Source organism: Sphingomonas hominis, assembly GCF_013328205.1.
In the GTDB taxonomy this organism is placed as follows: Bacteria; Pseudomonadota; Alphaproteobacteria; order Sphingomonadales; family Sphingomonadaceae; genus Sphingomonas; species Sphingomonas hominis.
In genome coordinates this window covers 41,952-58,308 of record NZ_JABULH010000008.1, presented here as the reverse complement: position 1 = coordinate 58,308, position 16,357 = coordinate 41,952, and the positions used below count along the sequence as shown (strand labels likewise).

13 protein-coding genes are annotated in these 16,357 nt (G+C 67.8%); 2 read left to right on the top strand and 11 right to left on the bottom strand.

Features of this window, described 5'->3' with window-relative positions; all coding sequences use genetic code 11:
• The 11 genes from HRV97_RS15185 to HRV97_RS15140 form a co-directional block, all read right to left on the bottom strand.
• Complete coding sequence (locus HRV97_RS15185; RefSeq protein ID WP_246248782.1) at positions 1–1,254, bottom strand: metallophosphoesterase family protein; 1,254 nt, start codon at positions 1,252–1,254, stop codon at positions 1–3.
• A 136-nt stretch (positions 1,255–1,390) separates the two neighbouring features.
• Positions 1,391–1,915 (bottom strand): ubiquitination-like system serine protease family protein, encoded by a 525-nt coding sequence (locus HRV97_RS15180; RefSeq protein WP_174195092.1) that lies wholly within the window; start codon positions 1,913–1,915, stop codon positions 1,391–1,393.
• Positions 1,912–3,258, bottom strand: a complete 1,347-nt coding sequence (locus tag HRV97_RS15175; RefSeq protein ID WP_174195091.1) for a HesA/MoeB/ThiF family protein — start codon at positions 3,256–3,258, stop codon at positions 1,912–1,914. Before HRV97_RS15175 ends, HRV97_RS15180 begins: the two co-directional genes overlap by 4 nt.
• On the bottom strand, positions 3,255–3,638 hold the full coding sequence (locus HRV97_RS15170) for an E2/UBC family protein (protein WP_174195090.1): 384 nt from the start codon (positions 3,636–3,638) through the stop codon (positions 3,255–3,257). Before HRV97_RS15170 ends, HRV97_RS15175 begins: the two co-directional genes overlap by 4 nt.
• Entirely contained in the window at positions 3,638–4,381 is a 744-nt protein-coding gene (locus tag HRV97_RS15165) for a multiubiquitin domain-containing protein (RefSeq protein WP_174195089.1), read from the bottom strand. The genes HRV97_RS15170 and HRV97_RS15165 overlap by 1 nt, the downstream gene beginning before the upstream one ends.
• A gap of 88 nt (positions 4,382–4,469) precedes the next feature.
• Entirely contained in the window at positions 4,470–7,871 is a 3,402-nt protein-coding gene (locus HRV97_RS15160) for a UvrD-helicase domain-containing protein (protein WP_174195088.1), read from the bottom strand.
• 3 nt (positions 7,872–7,874) lie between these two features.
• Positions 7,875–8,426 (bottom strand): hypothetical protein, encoded by a 552-nt coding sequence (locus HRV97_RS15155; RefSeq protein WP_174195087.1) that lies wholly within the window; start codon positions 8,424–8,426, stop codon positions 7,875–7,877.
• Positions 8,427–8,457: 31 nt separating this feature from the next.
• Positions 8,458–9,267, bottom strand: coding sequence for an RNA polymerase sigma factor (locus HRV97_RS15150; protein ID WP_174195086.1), 810 nt, complete (start codon positions 9,265–9,267; stop codon positions 8,458–8,460).
• Between the two features lie 394 nt (positions 9,268–9,661).
• Positions 9,662–11,047 (bottom strand): hypothetical protein, encoded by a 1,386-nt coding sequence (locus HRV97_RS17485; RefSeq protein WP_246248781.1) that lies wholly within the window; start codon positions 11,045–11,047, stop codon positions 9,662–9,664.
• A 171-nt stretch (positions 11,048–11,218) separates the two neighbouring features.
• Entirely contained in the window at positions 11,219–12,292 is a 1,074-nt protein-coding gene (locus tag HRV97_RS17480; RefSeq protein WP_246248780.1) for a DEAD/DEAH box helicase family protein, read from the bottom strand.
• Positions 12,292–13,866 carry a site-specific DNA-methyltransferase gene (locus tag HRV97_RS15140; protein WP_246248779.1) on the bottom strand — a complete coding sequence of 525 codons (1,575 nt, stop codon included), beginning with the start codon at positions 13,864–13,866 and terminating at the stop codon, positions 12,292–12,294. Before HRV97_RS15140 ends, HRV97_RS17480 begins: the two co-directional genes overlap by 1 nt.
• 93 nt (positions 13,867–13,959) lie before the next feature.
• Here HRV97_RS15140 and HRV97_RS15135 point away from each other — a divergent pair, with 93 nt between their 5' ends.
• Positions 13,960–15,108, top strand: a complete 1,149-nt coding sequence (locus HRV97_RS15135) for an AAA family ATPase (RefSeq protein ID WP_174195103.1) — start codon at positions 13,960–13,962, stop codon at positions 15,106–15,108.
• A 149-nt stretch (positions 15,109–15,257) separates the two neighbouring features.
• Complete coding sequence (locus HRV97_RS15130; RefSeq protein ID WP_174195085.1) at positions 15,258–16,313, top strand: ParB/RepB/Spo0J family partition protein; 1,056 nt, start codon at positions 15,258–15,260, stop codon at positions 16,311–16,313.
• The last annotated feature ends 44 nt before the right edge of the window (positions 16,314–16,357 follow it).

The window sequence follows — 16,357 nt, the reverse complement described above, 5'->3', positions numbered from 1 at the left end:
TCAGGCCTTCCCCGTCAGGCGCGAGCGAAGCGCGATCGAGGCGGTCCGGAGCACCGCCGGCCAGTCGCCGGCGATCGCCCGCTGGCGCAGCTCGCCGTCCTCCGTTTCGCCCAGGGTGGTCCCGGCGGCCAGCATGAACCGCTCGAGATCCTGCGCAAGCGCGGCGGCGAGGCCGGGATCGGCCGACGCCTCGTCGATCAGCGGATCGAGGCCGTCCACCATCGCCTCCCCCGGCGAGGCGGCGTGGCTCACCGCTACCTTGACCTTCTCGATGAACAGGTCGGGCGAGATGCCCGCGGCCAGCGCGCGGACCTCGTCGCGCAGCGGGCCGGCTCGGTCGTGAAGCGCGCCGGCGTCCGCGGTCTCGCCGACCAGCGTCACCCGCGCCACCAGCGGCAGGCCGGCCGCATTGGCACCATGTGCGCGATGGAGCTCCGCGCGCACGAGGTCCGCGACCGCATCCGCCGTGGCGTCGCCGCAATCGACCTCCACGCGGGCCCAGCGCACCACGTCGAGCTCCACGCGCTCGAGCCCGGCCACCTCCCGATCCTCGACCGTCACGATCACTGCCCCCTTGGGGCCGGTCTCTCGGATCGTGCGACCCTGGACGTTGCCGGGGAACACGACGTGGGGTTCCTCGCAGACCACCTCGAACTCGTGAACATGGCCGAGCGCCCAGTACTGGTAGCCGCGCGCCTGCAGGTCCTCGAGGCTGCAGGGCGCGTAGTTCTCGTGCCCCCGGCGCCCGGCGAGCGCGGTGTGCAGCATGCCGATGTTGAACGAATGCGGGTCCGCCGGCGGGTAGCCGAGCGCCAGGTTGTCGGTGACGGCCGCGGTGGCGAAGCTCTGGCCGTGCACGGCCACCGAGAGTCCGGGCAGCCGGTGCGTTTCGGGGCGCTTGGTCCCGAATAGGCGCACGTTCGGCGGCCAGGGCACCGTGCGAGACACGACCGACGCGGCGTCGTGGTTGCCGGCGAGAACGAAGGCGGGGATGCCGGCCTGGTTCAGCCGCCCCATCGCGCGTGCAAAGTAAAGGCCGGTGCCCATGTCCTTCCAGTCGCCGTCGAACAGGTCGCCGGCGATCACGACGAAGTCGAGCGCCTCGTCGAGCGCGCGCTGCACCATATTGTCGAATGCGGAGCGGGTAGCCGAGCGAATCTCGTCCGCCGGCAATCCCTCATATCGGGAAAGCCCGTGCAGCGGACTGTCCAGATGGATGTCCGCTGCGTGCAGGAATCGAAAGCCTTCGGCCAACTATACCCCCATCCCAGCGTTGAACGGGCTCCTCAGTGCACCCGAACGATTGGCGATCTTGTCGCTGGCCGGGCGTCCGATCAAGCCTATGTGCCCACCGGCTTGGTTCTCTTGCCCATACCGGCGGACTCGTACCTTAGGCTAAGCGGGTGAACACCCATTGGCCCCCGACCTTCCATGAGCTAGCAGCTCCGCGTCGGACCAGTCGGTTGGCCGCGCGGTTCGTGTCCCAGACCAGCTCGTCGATGGCGTCCGCGAGCTGAACCGCGCTGCGAGGCTCCTCGACGTCCATCGCGGCCAGGACAAGCTCCTCGATACTCGCGTCGTAGTCCGGCTCAAGGTTGTCCCGTTCGAACCGGTCGCACCACAGAATGTGACCGCGCCAGACGATGAAGTGGCTGCCGCAGCCGCCGTTCCGCCACACTGAGGGGAAGAGCGTCAGCCCGCCGCGGCGCATGTCGAAGCGCCATGCCTTGCCCGCGCGCCCGTCGAGGTTCACGACGAGCGTCTCGCCGCAACCGTCGGGACAGGCCATCACGATCGCCCGCGGCCTGCCCCTAAGGATCAGCGACGCGTCACCCGGCTGGCCGAGGTTCGCCTCAGCCTGGTCCCGGTATTCGGCGTCGCCGACCATGCGCACCTGCCGCGCCGGCGAGCTCATCGCCCGCCTCCGCCGCTCACGCCCGGTCGGACCGGCAGGCTCCACGTCGCGCCTTTCGTCAGCGCGCCCGCGTGGGAGCACACCACGCAGCCCGGCTGCACCGCGACGGCCATCTCCCGGACCCTTCCGCGGATGCCGTCGTAGGTCTGGTATCGCGGCTTGACGGGCACCGGCGTCACCGCGCCGAGAACCATCGTCATCGCGAGCGAGCTGACCGTCGAGTTGATGGAGAGCACGGCGGGCTGCGGCTCCCGCACGCCATGGACATACGGGTCGGCCGCGCGCTGCTCCGGCGTCTGCATCTCGCGACGGATTGCGTCGGCGTCGAGTGCGCCGCAGCAGGTCAGGCACGGGAGGCCGGGGGAGAGCATCTGCACCCGTCCGGTGACGTGGCTCACCGCCCCGTTCGCGACCGTGATGCTGACGCCCATGTCGATCACGGGCACCAGGTGCTGGTAGGCGGCCTGGTTCACCACGGCGCGGCTGGCGTGCGAGTCCGTGCACAGGAGGATGAAGTCGAACGTCGCCAGGAGGGCGGCTACATGCTCGTCCACGATGTCCGCCTGCATCGGTATCACCGTGGCGGCCGGATTGATGGCCTGGATCATGCGCGCGGCCACATCCACTTTGGGCCGGCCCACGTCCGAGGGGATTGAGCCCACGAGGCGGTTGAGGTTCGTCTCCTCAACGAGATCGGGATCGACGACGGTGATCCACGAGGCGCCGAGGTGGGCGAGCTGCTGGCATACGAGCGATCCGGTGCCGCCAGCGCCGATCACCGCGAACCGGAGTCGGCGGAGCAGGCGCTGCCCCGGTTCGCCGAAGGCGCGGACCTGGCGGTCGTCACGGCCGTGAGAAGCCCCGCCTGCGAGCGGCGACTGGAGGACGAGCTTCTCCCCCACCTCCCACACCGGCACCTCCTCGTCGCCGCCAAGGATGCGGGCGCGCGCGCCCTCCAGGCCGATCACCAGTGCGACGTGGGGCACCGGCGCGCCGCGCCTGGCGAGATAGGACGCGAGTTCGGTCTCACCATGGTTGTCGGTCGCGGAGAAGTGTGGGTTGCCGCGGCTGCCGGGATGAGTGTGGATCGCCACGACCGCCATGCCGGTAATCCGACTGCGATTGGCCACGTCGATCAGAAATCCGGGTTTAAGGACGGCCGAGACGCAGTCGCGACGTTCGTAGGCGTCGTCCGGCACGGGAGCGGCGTCGGCGACGATCCAGGACCCGCTGGCGGGATCGTGGTGGGCGTAGCCGATGGCGCAGCTCTCAAGACCGTCAGCGTCGAGCAGGCCGGAGGCCAGCGCCGAATAGGTCGACGCCGCGAAGCGCAGGCCGCTCATCGGACCTGCCTCAGACGGTCGATCACCACGTTCATCCACGTCGATAGGGTGTCGCGGTTCGGGTTCCAGGCGCTCGCGAGGTGCCACGAGAACCACATGCCCTGCTGCAGGGTCTCCGGGATGACGTTCAGCGCCGCGTTCTGCGGCGTGGCCCCGTGGGCGAGAAGGAGGTCGGGATCCGCCCAGAAGCAGTCGAGCTGCGCGAAGGGGTAGCCGGGCGGGACGAGGAAGCGAATGGTGGTCGAGGACCTCGACCACCCCCCCGGCAGGCGCACCCCGGGCACGGTGACGAGCGTGGTGCCGCTCGCCATCGTGCTGGCGTGCGCTTCGCCGAAGCGCTCCCGCAGTTGCTCCAGCTGCATGCTGAGAATGCCCGACATCAGCCGAAGTTCGCCTTGGGGACCGACGAGAAGCGGCGAACGCCGTGCTTTGGGTCGAGGCTGACCGTCTCATCGTCGCCGATGATGCGATCGGGATCGTCGCCCGCGCCTTCAAGGGAGAGGTCGTGGGTCTGATCCCAGTCGGACACCATCGCCTTGATCTGCGCGCCGGTGACCTTCTTCTTGTCGGTCTTGTAGGGCTTGCCGTTGACGAAGAAGGTGTAGGTGACTTTGTTCGGCGCGGTGATGAACTTCTCGACGCCGTCGCCGGCGAGATCGGCCTCGCTGCCCGGCTCGATCAGCTTGTCCTTGCCGCCGCGCACGTCGAGAAACACGGCCTCGTCGTCGCCGATGCCGGCGAGCGAGCGGAGCACCGCTTCCGGGATGGAGGGACGGCCCCACACGATGCGGCTGTCGTTGAGCTTCACACGGTAGAGCGGATCGGTGCTGAAGGCGACGAACCGGTGGGCGGCGCGGTCGCGCAGGTCTACCTCCTCGTCGGCGCGGACGTCCTCGAAGTCGCCTTCGGGGGTGATGACGAACAGCGCGTGGCCGTCGACGTCCTTGATGCCACCCGCCTTCAGGATCTGGCGGCCGAGGGGCACGGGATCATCGAGGACGATCGGCTGGTAGTTGAGGTCGTCGAGCGCGAAGGAGACGCGGTAGCGTCCGGGACGCAGCGCGCGGCTCTCCTGAACGGCGCTCTCGACGTCGTCGATGTCGGGGTGGTCGATGATGGTCATGGTGTTGTTTTTCCTCTTCGGACCTCGGCGGATCTGCGTCGGTCTCGAAGGGTCAATCCCGCCAGCCCGGGTCGACCGGTAATTCCGGTCAGAGATTTTTTTGCAGGTTCCCGTCGGCGAGAGGGCCGCAGGTGAAGAAGGCGGGGCAGAAGGGACAGGTGCGGTCGGACCGCTCGGGTTCGAACCGGCCCGAGGCGATCGACTCCAGCGTCTCCGTCAGCTTGCCCAGGTTCCTGCCTAGTGCCTTGCCGTCGAAGGCAAGCGCGATGGTCGGCTCGTCATCGCCGAGGTGGATGATCTCCACGACGCAGCCGGGCAGCGACGCCGCGGCGGCCATCTGAAAGGCCGCGTCGGCGAGCGCCTTGCCGGTGGAGGACGACTTGTGCCCGGTCCTGATGACGCGGGCCACGTGCCGGCCCCCTGCGGTGACGACGTCGTCGGCGACCGCGGTCACCTCGTCGCCCCCGATCGTCGCCACCAGCGGCCCCGTGTCGGCGCGGGCCGCTCCCGCGCGGATTGTCACGAAGCGTCGGAGGAGGAGCGTGGCGACCTCCCGATGGAGGCGATACTCCTCGGTGGCGAGGGGACCCTCGGACCAGCGCAGTTCGAGCAGCGCCTCCATGTCGGCCATCGAGGATGCGGAGGAGTCACTGGCGGCGAGCTCCTTCACCACGCCTCGCACCAGGTCGTGCATCCTCGTCATCGTGGTCGGCGTGCGTCGCCCGCCCACGTCAAGGACGTGCGTGTAGAGGAAGCGGCGGGGACAGCGGGAGTAGAGGTCCAGCTGCGCGGTGGTGATGCGCACGGGCGGCCCGATGCGGATCGGAAGCGGCAGGGTCTCGGGATCGGCTGCACGTTCTGCATGCGCGATCGCCGGGCGTGCGTTCGTCACCCCTAGCCGGGCGATGAAGGGGGAGGCGTCGCGCCGGGCCCCTTTCGCCGTCCTGGTGGCCGAATACAGCAGCAGCCGGTCGCGCGCGCGAGATGCGGCGACGTAGAGCAGGCATTCCTGTTCGAGCGCGTGGTCCGCGGCGGCGAGGGCGACAGTGCCGCCCTGTCCTCCCTCGATCATCCCGTCCGGGACTGGGCAGGCGGGTTTGCGCGCCGTGCTCGGCATCGCGTTCTTGTTGAGGCCCATGACGTGCACTGCGAGGAACTCGAGCCCCTTGCTGCCGTGGATCGTCATCAGCCGCACGGCGTCGATGCCCTGCGCCGCCGTAGGGAGTTGGCGGAGGTCCCGCTCGTCGGCGAGCTGGACGAGGCGCCTGATCCCGTCGAGTGTGCGCTGGATCGGGAGGCCGGGTCCCGATCGCTCCGCGCGCAGGAAGCCCATCAGCTGCCAGATCGCCACGCCCATGGCGCGGCTCGAGACGTCATCCGCCGAGGCGAGCAGTGCAGCCGTCCGCGTCCGGTCGAGCAGGAGGTGGGCGAGCACTGTCCAGGGCCTCGCGTCGATGCCGAAGCCGGCCAGCATCCCGGCGGCACGATCGAGAGCGTCGGCGTCGCCCTGTCCCAGGTGCGGCGCCGTGGTCGTCGCGGACGCCCACGCCATCGGCCCCGCTTCGGTGGCGCGCGAGTGCTCGACGACTGCCGATGCGCCGGCAAGGCTCAGGCCCGTCGCGAGCCCTTCGAGCGTAGGTTTCCGGACGAGGCCCATCGCGCGTCGGTCGACCAGCAAAGAGAGGACGGACAGGAGATCCTTCACCTCGGGACGCTCGAACAGGTTGCCGAGGTAGAGCACCGGGATGCCGCGCCGCTCCAGTTCGCGGCCGACGCGGGTGAGCCGATCGTTCCCTGGGCAGAGCACCGCCTGATCGCGGAACGGCACCTGCGGCGAGACCCGCAGGATTTCGTTGGCGAGCGCGTCGGCCTCGTCGTCGTTGTCGCCGAAGGTGACGTGCTCAGGTGTGATCCCGATGGAAGCGCGAAAGGCGTCGAGCGACGCGTCGCCGGTGCCTGCCTGCATGCTCCCGCCAAACCTGGAGAATGCGCCAACGATCTCTGGCGTCGAGCGGTAGTTGACGCGCAGTCGGCTGCCCAAAGCGCGCGGGAAGTCGTGGGTCGCGAACCGGGACATGTTGAAGGACGAGGCGCCGCGAAACCTGTAGATCGCCTGCCGCGCGTCTCCCACGGCCCAGAGGTTCCGGCCGGCGTCGGTCAGCTTCTGGAGCAGCCGCACGCTGCTGCGGTTCACGTCCTGATACTCGTCGACGAGGATGTGCGAGTAGGTAGCGCGAAGCGCGGCCGCCGCCTGTGGATCGCCGTCGAGCAGCGTGACCGGCAGCGACACGAGGTCGCCGAAATCCACGGCGCAGGCCGCCTGCTTCAGCTCCTCGTATCTCCTGTAGACGAGCGCGACCTCGGCGCACCGCTCCCCCGCCTCGCGGGCGTCGGCGTCGACGGCGTTGTCCACCATCTTCTGAGCGAGGGACGCGAAGCGCTCGGCGTCGGCAACCTCGTCCTTCGCCCGCGACATCGCGCCGAGCATGTCCTTCAACGGGCGCGCCGGATCCATAAAGTCGCGGTGGTGCCGGAGTTTCAGGGCAAGGTATTCATGCTCCATGATGGCGATCGCCTCACTGCGATCCATCATGCGAGGTTCCCTCGCGAAGCCCAGCTGACGATGGTGGCGCCGTACGATGTCCAGCCCGAACGCGTGGAAGGTGCCGATCCACATCGCCGGTGCGGCGTCGGGGCGGAGCAGCGCGATGCGGTCTGAGAGCTCGCCTGCGGCCTTGTTCGAGAAGGTGAGCACCAGGATCGAGCGGGGATCGACACCGTCGTCGACCAGCCCGGCAACGCGCCCGACGAGCGTCTGCGTCTTGCCGGTACCCGGTCCCGCCTCGAGTAGGTAGGGGGCGCCGCGGTGTCGGGCGGCTTCTGCCTGTTCCGGGTTGAGGGGCTTGGGTGGGGACGCCGGCTGCTGTGGAAGGGCGGCGTCGATCTCGGGGAGCAGCAGGGCGTCGAGCAGCTGCATCGCGACCACGTCGAACGGAGCGCCGAGCCGATCGGCGATCTGCGTCGCTGTCATGCCGTCGAGATGCAGGGATCGCGCACGCGGCCGTGGCAGGATCAGCTCGCGGCCGAAGAGGTCCATCTGGACCTCCCGCCGTTGCCGCCGGCTGTAGTCCACGACCCGGTCCTCGCCGACCGGCGCCGCCTCAGCCGGACGGGCGGGATCGACCTCCAGAGCGATGTGCTCCGCGCGGTCGTCGCCCAGGGTGGCGTGCCCGAGCTCGTGACCGATCAGAAATGCCCGCGCGAACGCGTCACCCGCGTCCTCGTAGCGGATTGCCCGGTCACTCGGATCGAACTGCGCGCGGCCGCCGGCCAGGATGGGACTTCCCGCCTCGACCGGCTCGACGTCGAGACCTCTGTCGGCGGCGACGGCCGTGACGATGTCGATCGGATCCCAAGGGTCCGCGCCACCCGCGACGGCCGCATCATGCATGGCCCCGGCGCGCTGCCGCGCGAGTTCGACGGCGTCCACCCCTCAGTCTCGCAGGTTCAGCAGCTGCCTGCGCCTGTCCTCCGGCACCCTGCACTGCTCGAGCAGTGCCTCGAAGGTCACCTTGTCCCCGTCCGCGCTCGGCGCGTCGTCGGACTTGTAGCTGAGGCCCGGCGTCAGCCTCGGCGGACCCGCCAGGAAGGCGCTCAGCTCGTCGACCCCGGTGCGCAGGCCGCGGGCCATGTCCGCGAGGAAACCGACCGGGACGCTGGCGATGTCGACCGCCCGGGAGCGGAAGCCCTGTACCACGCCGCTGGGGACGTCGAGCGAGCGCCTGAGGGTGACGAGTTCGCCGGAGGAGATCGTGGCGAACGGATCGGCTACCTGCGCCGCCACGCGTGCCGGCGCCGCGGCATGGAAGTCGGCCAGCGACGCCTCGACCCAGGCCTCGTCGACGGGCGCCGAGATGTCGGCGGTCGCGCGCTGGAGCCGCAGCTCCATAGACAGATCGATGAGGTCCTCGGCGAGTTCGGGGTGGAGGCGCAGGTATCGTTCCAGCGTGCCCCGATCGTGCTCGGGCTCCACAGCGAAAGCCATCAGGACCTCCTCGGCGTCATGGTGAGCCTGGTCAGTCATTCCAGCTTCCGATCCCCAGCTGCTCCCGTATGGTCGCGATGGCGGCGTCGCGTCTGTTGCGCACGGTCTTCTCCGATCTCACGCCGAGGACCTTGCGTATCGTTAGGACGTCGTCGTCGATCGAGTCGATGGGCATGTCTTGGAGGAGCATCTCGATAACTCTGCGTTGCTTGTCTGGTAGCGTCCTGATCGCCTTTGCGACCTTCGACCGGTAATTTGGGTCGTCTGATAGCAGCTCCTGTTTGACGTCGAGGCTGCCGACCGCCTTCTCCACCGCGATGGATGGTTCGCCGCTCTCCTCGTCGTCGATGGCGTCCCTTCTCGCCATCTGCCGTCGCGCTCGGCTCATGGAGGTCTTGCGCAACGCCGCGACCGCGCCCGAAAACATGACTTCGAAGTAGTCGAGCGCGGATCCAGGAGCCGCACGGTCCTCGATCAGCCTGGCCTTGAAGATGTCGCGCACGCGATCTCGTGCGTCCGCCCCATAGACGTTCTCAGGACCGCCGGCCCGCTCTCCTTCAACGCGGGGAAGAGCGGACGCCAAACGCCGCATGAGTTCTCGGTAGAGTTCGTTGAAGTACCGCTCATCGTTGTCGTTCCGCGTGGCACGGATCAGGTAGACAAGGCACTCTGACTGCACATAGTTCGGTGAGGTCGAGTCTCGCACCTTCAGCCTCTTGAGGATCTCCTCGCGCGATAGATTGACCAGCGATTCCAGCGCGGCCTCAACCTCCCCACGTCGAGCGTAGGGAGTTCCATCCCGTTTCCTCTTGGTGAGCCCCTCTACCTGCCGTGTCTGCAAGATCATCCTCTGAGGTTTTCGCCCGTTTGGCGTTCTACTCCAAAGACCCGAGTGGCAGGCCGGACTGACCGACTGCTTCCACTCAAAATCTCTTTCGAGCCGATTCATAGAGCGAGGCGGGTCCTGGGCCAAGCGCCGCTGTCCGGGAGGGCGGGGTTCGAACCCCTTGTTCGAGCCTAGGTTCATTGGCTCTTGGTGTCACGACCGGTCAGTTCTGATCCTGCGCGTTGACGCACGGGTTTTCGCCGGCTTCCAAGTGTCGGAAGGCTACGTCACAAGTCCCAAGGGACGACGCGTTCAAGCTCACTGCGTCGCCTCATGAGCGAACGTCCGCTATACCGCGATCGCCGCCCAAAAGGGGCCATTCCGCTATCCACCCCGAAAGGCCGCCCGATCAGTTCCGCCCGATCGCGCGACGGATCTGATCTCGTACGTTTAACGCGTCTCGCTCCCGCTCAGCAAAGACATAAAGGCCTCCGCCGCTTCTCTCCCAAAGCTCACCGGCGAGACGCTTTTCCGATGCGTCGCGAACGAGATGGCCGCCCTTATATTCGACGACCAGGAGGCGGCCGTCCTTCAGCCGCGCCACGAAGTCAGGGTAGGTGCGACCGGTCGCCAGCGGCAGCCAGAAGGCGGCGGGATGGCTCGCGACGTTGCGGACCCAGACATCCACCTCCAGCACGGCGTCGAGCTGTTTGGCGGCGCTGAGCTCCTCGCCGTCCTCGCCGCTATCGAAGGCGGGTACCGCGGGCAGAAAATGCTTGGTGAAGCAATAGCTGCCCCGATAGGCGGGCACCCCGTCGAACATGCCATCAGCGAAGCGGAAGCCGTGGTCCGTCGACACCGTCGGCGCAGCGTCAGGGCCGAACAGGCAGCTCTGGTACGCTCGTTCACGCGCGGCCTGGCGAACGGCGGCGATGCGGTCGCGCAGGCGGCGCGCAAGCAGGAAGCGGCAACGCATCAGCGCGGCGAGCGGTAGGCGACGATCTCGGACCAGGAAGCCGACCACATCGGCCAGCCACGCCAGCAGCTCGGCGGGGCGCACGTCGTCCTGTCGCACCTGCCGCGCTAACAGCGCGACGAGCCCGCTTTCCGTCCAGCCCTCTACCGGTACGTCGAGCAGCAACTGGTCGCTGACATCGCTGTGCGCCACGGTCAGTCGATCGCCGTCGAGGTCGATCTGAAAGGCGTCCGCCGTCTCGGCCACGTCGAACTGGTCGCGGGTGAGCTGGTGCCCTGCCTCGGCAAGCGACCAGTCGAAGAACTCGGCCAGGCGGTCCGTATCGGCGAACACCAGCTCGCCCTGCACCTGCACCATTAGGCGGGGCACGACGAACGTCTGCCCAAGCTCCGCGGGCGCCGCTTCATGCGCGTGCTCGGCCTCGTAGGCGGCAACCTGCTCCCGAACATGGTCCGCTGCGGATGCGGGGAGCGCGGCATAGACCGCCGCCTTCTCCGCCTCACGCAGGAAGCCGGTGATCCGGATCGCCCCATCCTCGACGCTGACCCGGTCGGGCGCGGCGACCTTCACCGCCGCGAGAATGCCCGCATCCGCCGCAACCTCGATCCGCGCGGACGGCAGCGGACGCGCGCGCGCGCCGCACAGCCCCTCGCCCAGCGTCGGCGCCGCTTCGATCGAGGCTTCCGCCTCCTGCTCCTCGAAGCCCATGTCGACCAGCCGGTCCTTCAGGGCCGTCGCGGCCTCCGCGAACGACCTGGACACGAGGTGCGCATAGGCCTTGTTCAGCGCGGGCGCCTTGCGCCGCTCAGCATAGGGCATGCGGAGCACACGACCGAGCAGCTGCTCCGCGTCGGTCGCGCTGCGTATGTTGGCGACCGAACAGAAGACATAGGCGAACGAACAGTCCCAGCCTTCCTTCAGCGCCTCGACGGTAATGATGTACTCGATAGGGCAGTCGGGCGAGAAAAGGTCTATGCCGTCCAGCCCGCGCTAATCGCCGGTTGCGACCGCGATCCGGTCGGCGGGGATGTGATGGACGGACCGGAGGTGCTCCAGCAGCACGTTGACCGTCACCTCGCGGCCCTTGTCCTCGGCCTGGAACAGCACCAGCGGGCGGATGTAGCCGTCGCGGTCCCGGGCGGCCTCCTCCGCCAGCTCGGCGCGGCGCGCGATCGCACCGGTCACCGCACCCTCCCAGGTTTGATGCTCGTCAAGGCGGACGGGCAGCTTGATCATCTGCTCCGCTTTCAGCTCGGCGGCGCTGACCGCGTGGAGGATGTTGCTTCTGGGGTGCGGGGTCGCGGTAAACTCGATGATGGCGGACGGGTTCACGCGCGCCTGCATCTCGCGCGACAGGCCCGTCACCGCCTTGTGCGCCTCGTCCACGATCATCAGCGGACGGTGGAGGTAAAGCAGGTTGGCGAAGGAATAGCGGACGTCGTCCGGATGACCCCCTACCCTCTCCGCTATCTCCGCACCGAGCGGCTCCAGCCCTGAGACCCGCTTCGGCACGTCCGCGAACAACGGCTCTAGCGCCTCATGATGCGCATAGACCTTGCGACCCTCGGTGTTCTCCACGCGCAGCGTCTGGATGGTGGCGACGAACACGCACAGATGCCGCGACAGGTCGGCCTTGGTTAGCCGGGTGAAATCGGCGATGTCGAACACCCGCACCGGCTCGCCGAAGGCGGCAGCCAACGCCTGGCGGTAGGGATGGTGCGCGTTGTTCAATGCGTCGACGGTCTGCCGGCGGATCGTGGTGGTCGGCACCAGCCACAGCACCGGAGGATAGTCGCGCCCGATCCACGCATCGCGCGCAACGGCGATGCTGTGCGCGGCGAGCAGCGTCTTGCCGCCGCCCGTAGGCAAGCGCAGGCAGACATAGGGCATCGCCTCCTGTCCGAGCAGCGGCGTGTAGCGCCCGCCATAGCCGCGCAGCCGCTTGGCCTGCTCCGGCTCGGTCGTGATCGCCTCGTACGCGGCCTTGGGCCCGTGCGCCCGCGCTGCCTCGAAGAAGCGGCGCAGCGTGTCGAGCGTGGCCTGCTGATAGGTCTTGAGCTGCATCAGCGGGCCTTCACATCGTAGGGCGTCTGCTTGAAGGTGACGCGCTCGGCAGCGAGCGTCGCGGACGACCGCCGGCTAGCCTCGCCATATATGGTGACCGGGCCGGTGAAGTCCCCTGCCCCCTCCCGGATCAGCGCCAGCGTGGCGCGGGTCAGCACGTTGCCGCCCGCCGGACGCTTGTCGCCGAGGATACCATTGTAGAGCAGCGCGACTCCTCGCCCGTCATGGTGGCCCAAGAACGGCGTGGCGGCGGTTCCGGCGAACGGCGTCGCGGTTTCCGCGAACCAGACGTGCGCAGCAAGCGGGGTAAACGCGATGCCGGTCGCGATCGTGCCGTCCGCATCGAACACCGCGGGGCCGAGCCGGTAGAAGTCGAACCCGCCGCCGCCCTGCCAGCCGACGCCCGCGCTAATGCCGCCCCCCTCCCCTTCGATCACCTTGTTCAGCCGCGGCGCGCAATGGGTGACTGCATGATCGCCCATCTCGATCCCGATCCAGCGCCGCCCCATCTTTTGCGCGACCGCGGCCGTGGTCCCGGAGCCGAGGAAGGAATCGAGGACGAGGTCGCCGGGGTTGGTGGCGATGTGGATGATGCGTTGCAGCAGGCGTTCGGGCTTGGGGGTGATGAAGACATCTTCACCGGATAGAGCCAGTATCTCCTTCTTCGCGTCTTGAGTGTGACCGACCTCATCATACGACCAGAAGGTCTGAGGAACCACGCCTTGCTTCACTTCTGACAAGAACCGCTTGATTTGCGGGATGGCAGTTCCGTCCTTTCCCCACCAAATACGGTTATCCGCATCAAGCTCCCAAAAGCGCTCTTCGGACACACGCCAGTAGTTACCACCCGGTGGACCTTCGATGACCCGGCTGGACGGACCCACGATCCGGTACTTGCCCTTGCTGTAGAAATTTCGTGCAGATAGATCGCTTGTTTTCCAGGGGCCTCGCGGATCATCGTCCAAGTTCCTATACGCCCTATCCTGCTTTTCTGATCGGGGCATAAGGTTCGGCAGCCATGCGTCGCTACTCCGCGCGTAGACTAAGATATAGTCGTGATCCTCCGAGAAGTGGCGAGCTGTTGACTTAGGTGAGTAGTTCTTGCGCCAAATCATAGTAGACAGAAAAGAAGAGCGCCCGAACACCTCGTCCATCACGACCTTCAGATAATGCCCCTCATTGTCGTCGATCGACACCCAGATGCTGCCGTCCTCGCTCAGCAGCTCGCGCAGCAGCTCCAGCCGCGGCCAGATCATCGCCAGCCACTGGCTGTGCTCCAGATTGTCGTCGTAATGCTCGAACGCGCTGCGCGTGTTGTACGGCGGGTCGATATAGATGCACTTCACCTGCCCGCGGTAGTAAGGCAGCAGGCTTTTCAGCGCCTCCAGATTGTCGCCCTGGATCAGCATGTTTCCGCTGCCGGGCGTGCCCGCGGAAAGCGCCCCGTCGCGCTCCAGCAGGCGGTACGGAACGGCATCGGCCGCCTTCACGTCGCGGTCGCGTGTCAGCCAGTGCAGGATCGGCATCGTGTCCCCTTCAGCCGCTTCCTTGCCGTCCTGAATGAAATCTGGCAAGCTCCCGTCCGAAAAGGTTCAAGGGGCTTTGTCTTGGCACAGGATGGTGCAGTGCTGACGCAGATCGGCGATCTCGCCGATGCCGGCGAGCGGATGATCGAGCGGTTGCGGCGCAAGGCGTTCCTGCCGGAAAGCCGCAAGGGGCTCAACGTCCGCTTCGGCATCGCCGAGGCGGCGCAACTGCTCGGCTGCTCCACCAACCGCATCCGCATGGCGGAGGATGACGGGCGCCTCCCCCCTGCCCCGGCTTCCGAGAGCGGACGCCGGCTGGGCTACACGGTGGAGGAGATGCTGCGGATGCGCGAGGTGCTGGGCGCCTCCCCGGCGCGCGCGCCGCTCGACGTGCCGGCGATCATCGCGGTGCAGAACTTCAAGGGCGGCGTCGGCAAGTCGACCGTCACGACCCACCTCGCGCATTATTTCGCGGTGCAGGGCTATCGCGTGCTGGTGGTCGATTGCGACAGCCAGGCGACGACGACGACGCTGTTCGGCTTCAACCCGCACTTCAACATCACGCGCGAAGAGACGCTCTACCCGTATCTCTCGATCGACCCGACCCAGGCGGACTTGCTCTATGCGGTGAAGCGGACGCCGTGGCCGAACGTCGACCTGATTCCGTCCAACCTCGAGCTGTTCGACGTCGAGTATGAGCTGGCCGCGGCGGGGAGCGATGGCGGATCGGTGCTGGCGGCGCGGTTCCGCAAGCTGAAGCGCGGCCTGTCGGACCTTGCGCGTGACTATGACATCGTGCTGCTCGACCCGCCCCCTGCGCTGGGCACGATCAGCCTGGCGGTGATGCAGGCGGCGAACGCGCTGCTGGTGCCGCTGGCGGCGACGACGCCGGACTTCTGCTCAACGGTGCAATTCCTGTCGATGATGGACCAGGTGCTGCATCAGCTGACCGGCGCCGGCATCGAGGTCGATTATCAGTTCGTCCGTCTGATCTGCTCCAAGTTCGACGGCAACGATCCCAGTCACGCGATGGTCCGCGCGATCATGGAGCAGAGCTTCGGCCCTGCCCTCCTGCCGGTGCCGATCCTGGAATCGGCCGAGATCAGCCACGCGGCGATGCGGATGATGACCGTGTATGAGCTGGAGAAGCCGATCGGCACGCCCAAGACGCACAAGCGCAGCCGCGCCAATCTGGACGAGGCGCTGCGGCAGGTGGAACAGCTCGTGCGCCAGGGCTGGGGCCGGGTCGAACCGGCCAGCGAGGAAGCGGTGATCCATGCGGCTGCTTGAGGCGCAGCGCACCGCCGCGCGGCGCCAGCGGCCCAGCCGCTGGGCGCTCAAGCCCGTCCGACGGCACGTTCGCGAAGGCGGACGTGACCGGCTGCCCTCTCTTTCCTACAACCCGACGTTCTGCTTACGTTCCGTCTGGGAGACACGGCATGGCGCGTAAGCAATCGGACTATCTGGCGGCGCTGCTCGCCGACGACGCATCGGAGGGAGGCGAGGCCCCCTCCCCTGCCCCGACGCGGGAGGCTCCACCGGAACGCGCGCGTGCGACGACGCTGCTCGGTCGCGAGTCCGCGCTCGCACGGGTGGCGAGCGGCGAGGTGCGGCAGGTCACGCAGCTTCTGCTCGATCCCGCGCGCGTCCGCATCTGGCCGGGCAACGCGCGCACCTACGCGCACCTGTCGGAGGAGAATTGCCGCGAGCTGATCGACTCGATCGTGGCCGAAGGCGGGCAGAAGGTGCCCGCGGTCGTGCGCCGCGTCGACGGCGATCCCGATCACGACTATGAGGTGATCGCGGGCACGCGGCGCCATTGGTCGATCAGTTGGCTGCGCGCGCACAGCTACCCGGACATGCAGTTCGTGGCGCAGGTCGCGAGCCTCGACGACGAGGCGGCGTTCCGGCTCGCGGATCTCGAGAACCGCGCGCGCGCCGACGTGTCCGACCTGGAGCGGGCACGCAACTATCTCGACGCGCTGAAGGCCCACTACGGCAATCACCAGACGCGGATGGCCGAGCGGTTGAAGCTGTCCAAGGGCTGGCTGTCCAAGATGCTGAAGGTCGCGACCATCCCCGACGCGGTGATCGCCGCCTTCGCCTCCCCGGGCGACGTGCAGCTGAAGCCGGCCTATGCGCTCGCCCAGGCGCTCGACGACAAGGATATCGCCAAGGCGATCACCGCGGTGGCGCGGCAGGTCGCCAAGGAACAGGCGGCGCGGCGCGAGGCGGGCGACCTCCCCTACCCTGCCGCGGACGTGCTGCGGCGGCTGATCGACGCGCCGAAGTTTCTGGCGGGCGAGGAAAAGCCGGAACCGTATCGCTACGCCACCAGGTACGGGCGCACGGCGCTGACGGTGCAGTCGGCCAACCGGCAGGGCGTGACGATCCGCCTGCACGCAGGATCGGGCGCCGACACGGACGAGCTGGTGGCCGCCGTGCGCAACGCGTTGGCGCACCTCGAGGCGACGGGAAAGGGACTCCAGCGCTGATGTGTTTTCCCGGGGAAACATGCCGCACTATGTTGCCGATGTTT

Bases quoted from the DNA above. Each gene is read 5' to 3' on its own strand.
- HRV97_RS15180 (WP_174195092.1), bottom strand. From the start codon at position 1,915: ATGAGCTCGCCGGCGCGGCAGGTGCGCATGGTCGGCGACGCCGAATAC.
- HRV97_RS15175 (WP_174195091.1), bottom strand. From the start codon at position 3,258: ATGAGCGGCCTGCGCTTCGCGGCGTCGACCTATTCGGCGCTGGCCTCC.
- HRV97_RS15170 (WP_174195090.1), bottom strand. From the start codon at position 3,638: ATGTCGGGCATTCTCAGCATGCAGCTGGAGCAACTGCGGGAGCGCTTC.
- HRV97_RS15165 (WP_174195089.1), bottom strand. From the start codon at position 4,381: ATGACCATCATCGACCACCCCGACATCGACGACGTCGAGAGCGCCGTT.
- HRV97_RS15155 (WP_174195087.1), bottom strand. From the start codon at position 8,426: ATGGCTTTCGCTGTGGAGCCCGAGCACGATCGGGGCACGCTGGAACGA.
- HRV97_RS17485 (WP_246248781.1), bottom strand. From the start codon at position 11,047: ATGCCCTATGCTGAGCGGCGCAAGGCGCCCGCGCTGAACAAGGCCTAT.
- HRV97_RS17480 (WP_246248780.1), bottom strand. From the start codon at position 12,292: ATGCAGCTCAAGACCTATCAGCAGGCCACGCTCGACACGCTGCGCCGC.
- HRV97_RS15135 (WP_174195103.1), top strand. From the start codon at position 13,960: ATGATCGAGCGGTTGCGGCGCAAGGCGTTCCTGCCGGAAAGCCGCAAG.
- HRV97_RS15130 (WP_174195085.1), top strand. From the start codon at position 15,258: ATGGCGCGTAAGCAATCGGACTATCTGGCGGCGCTGCTCGCCGACGAC.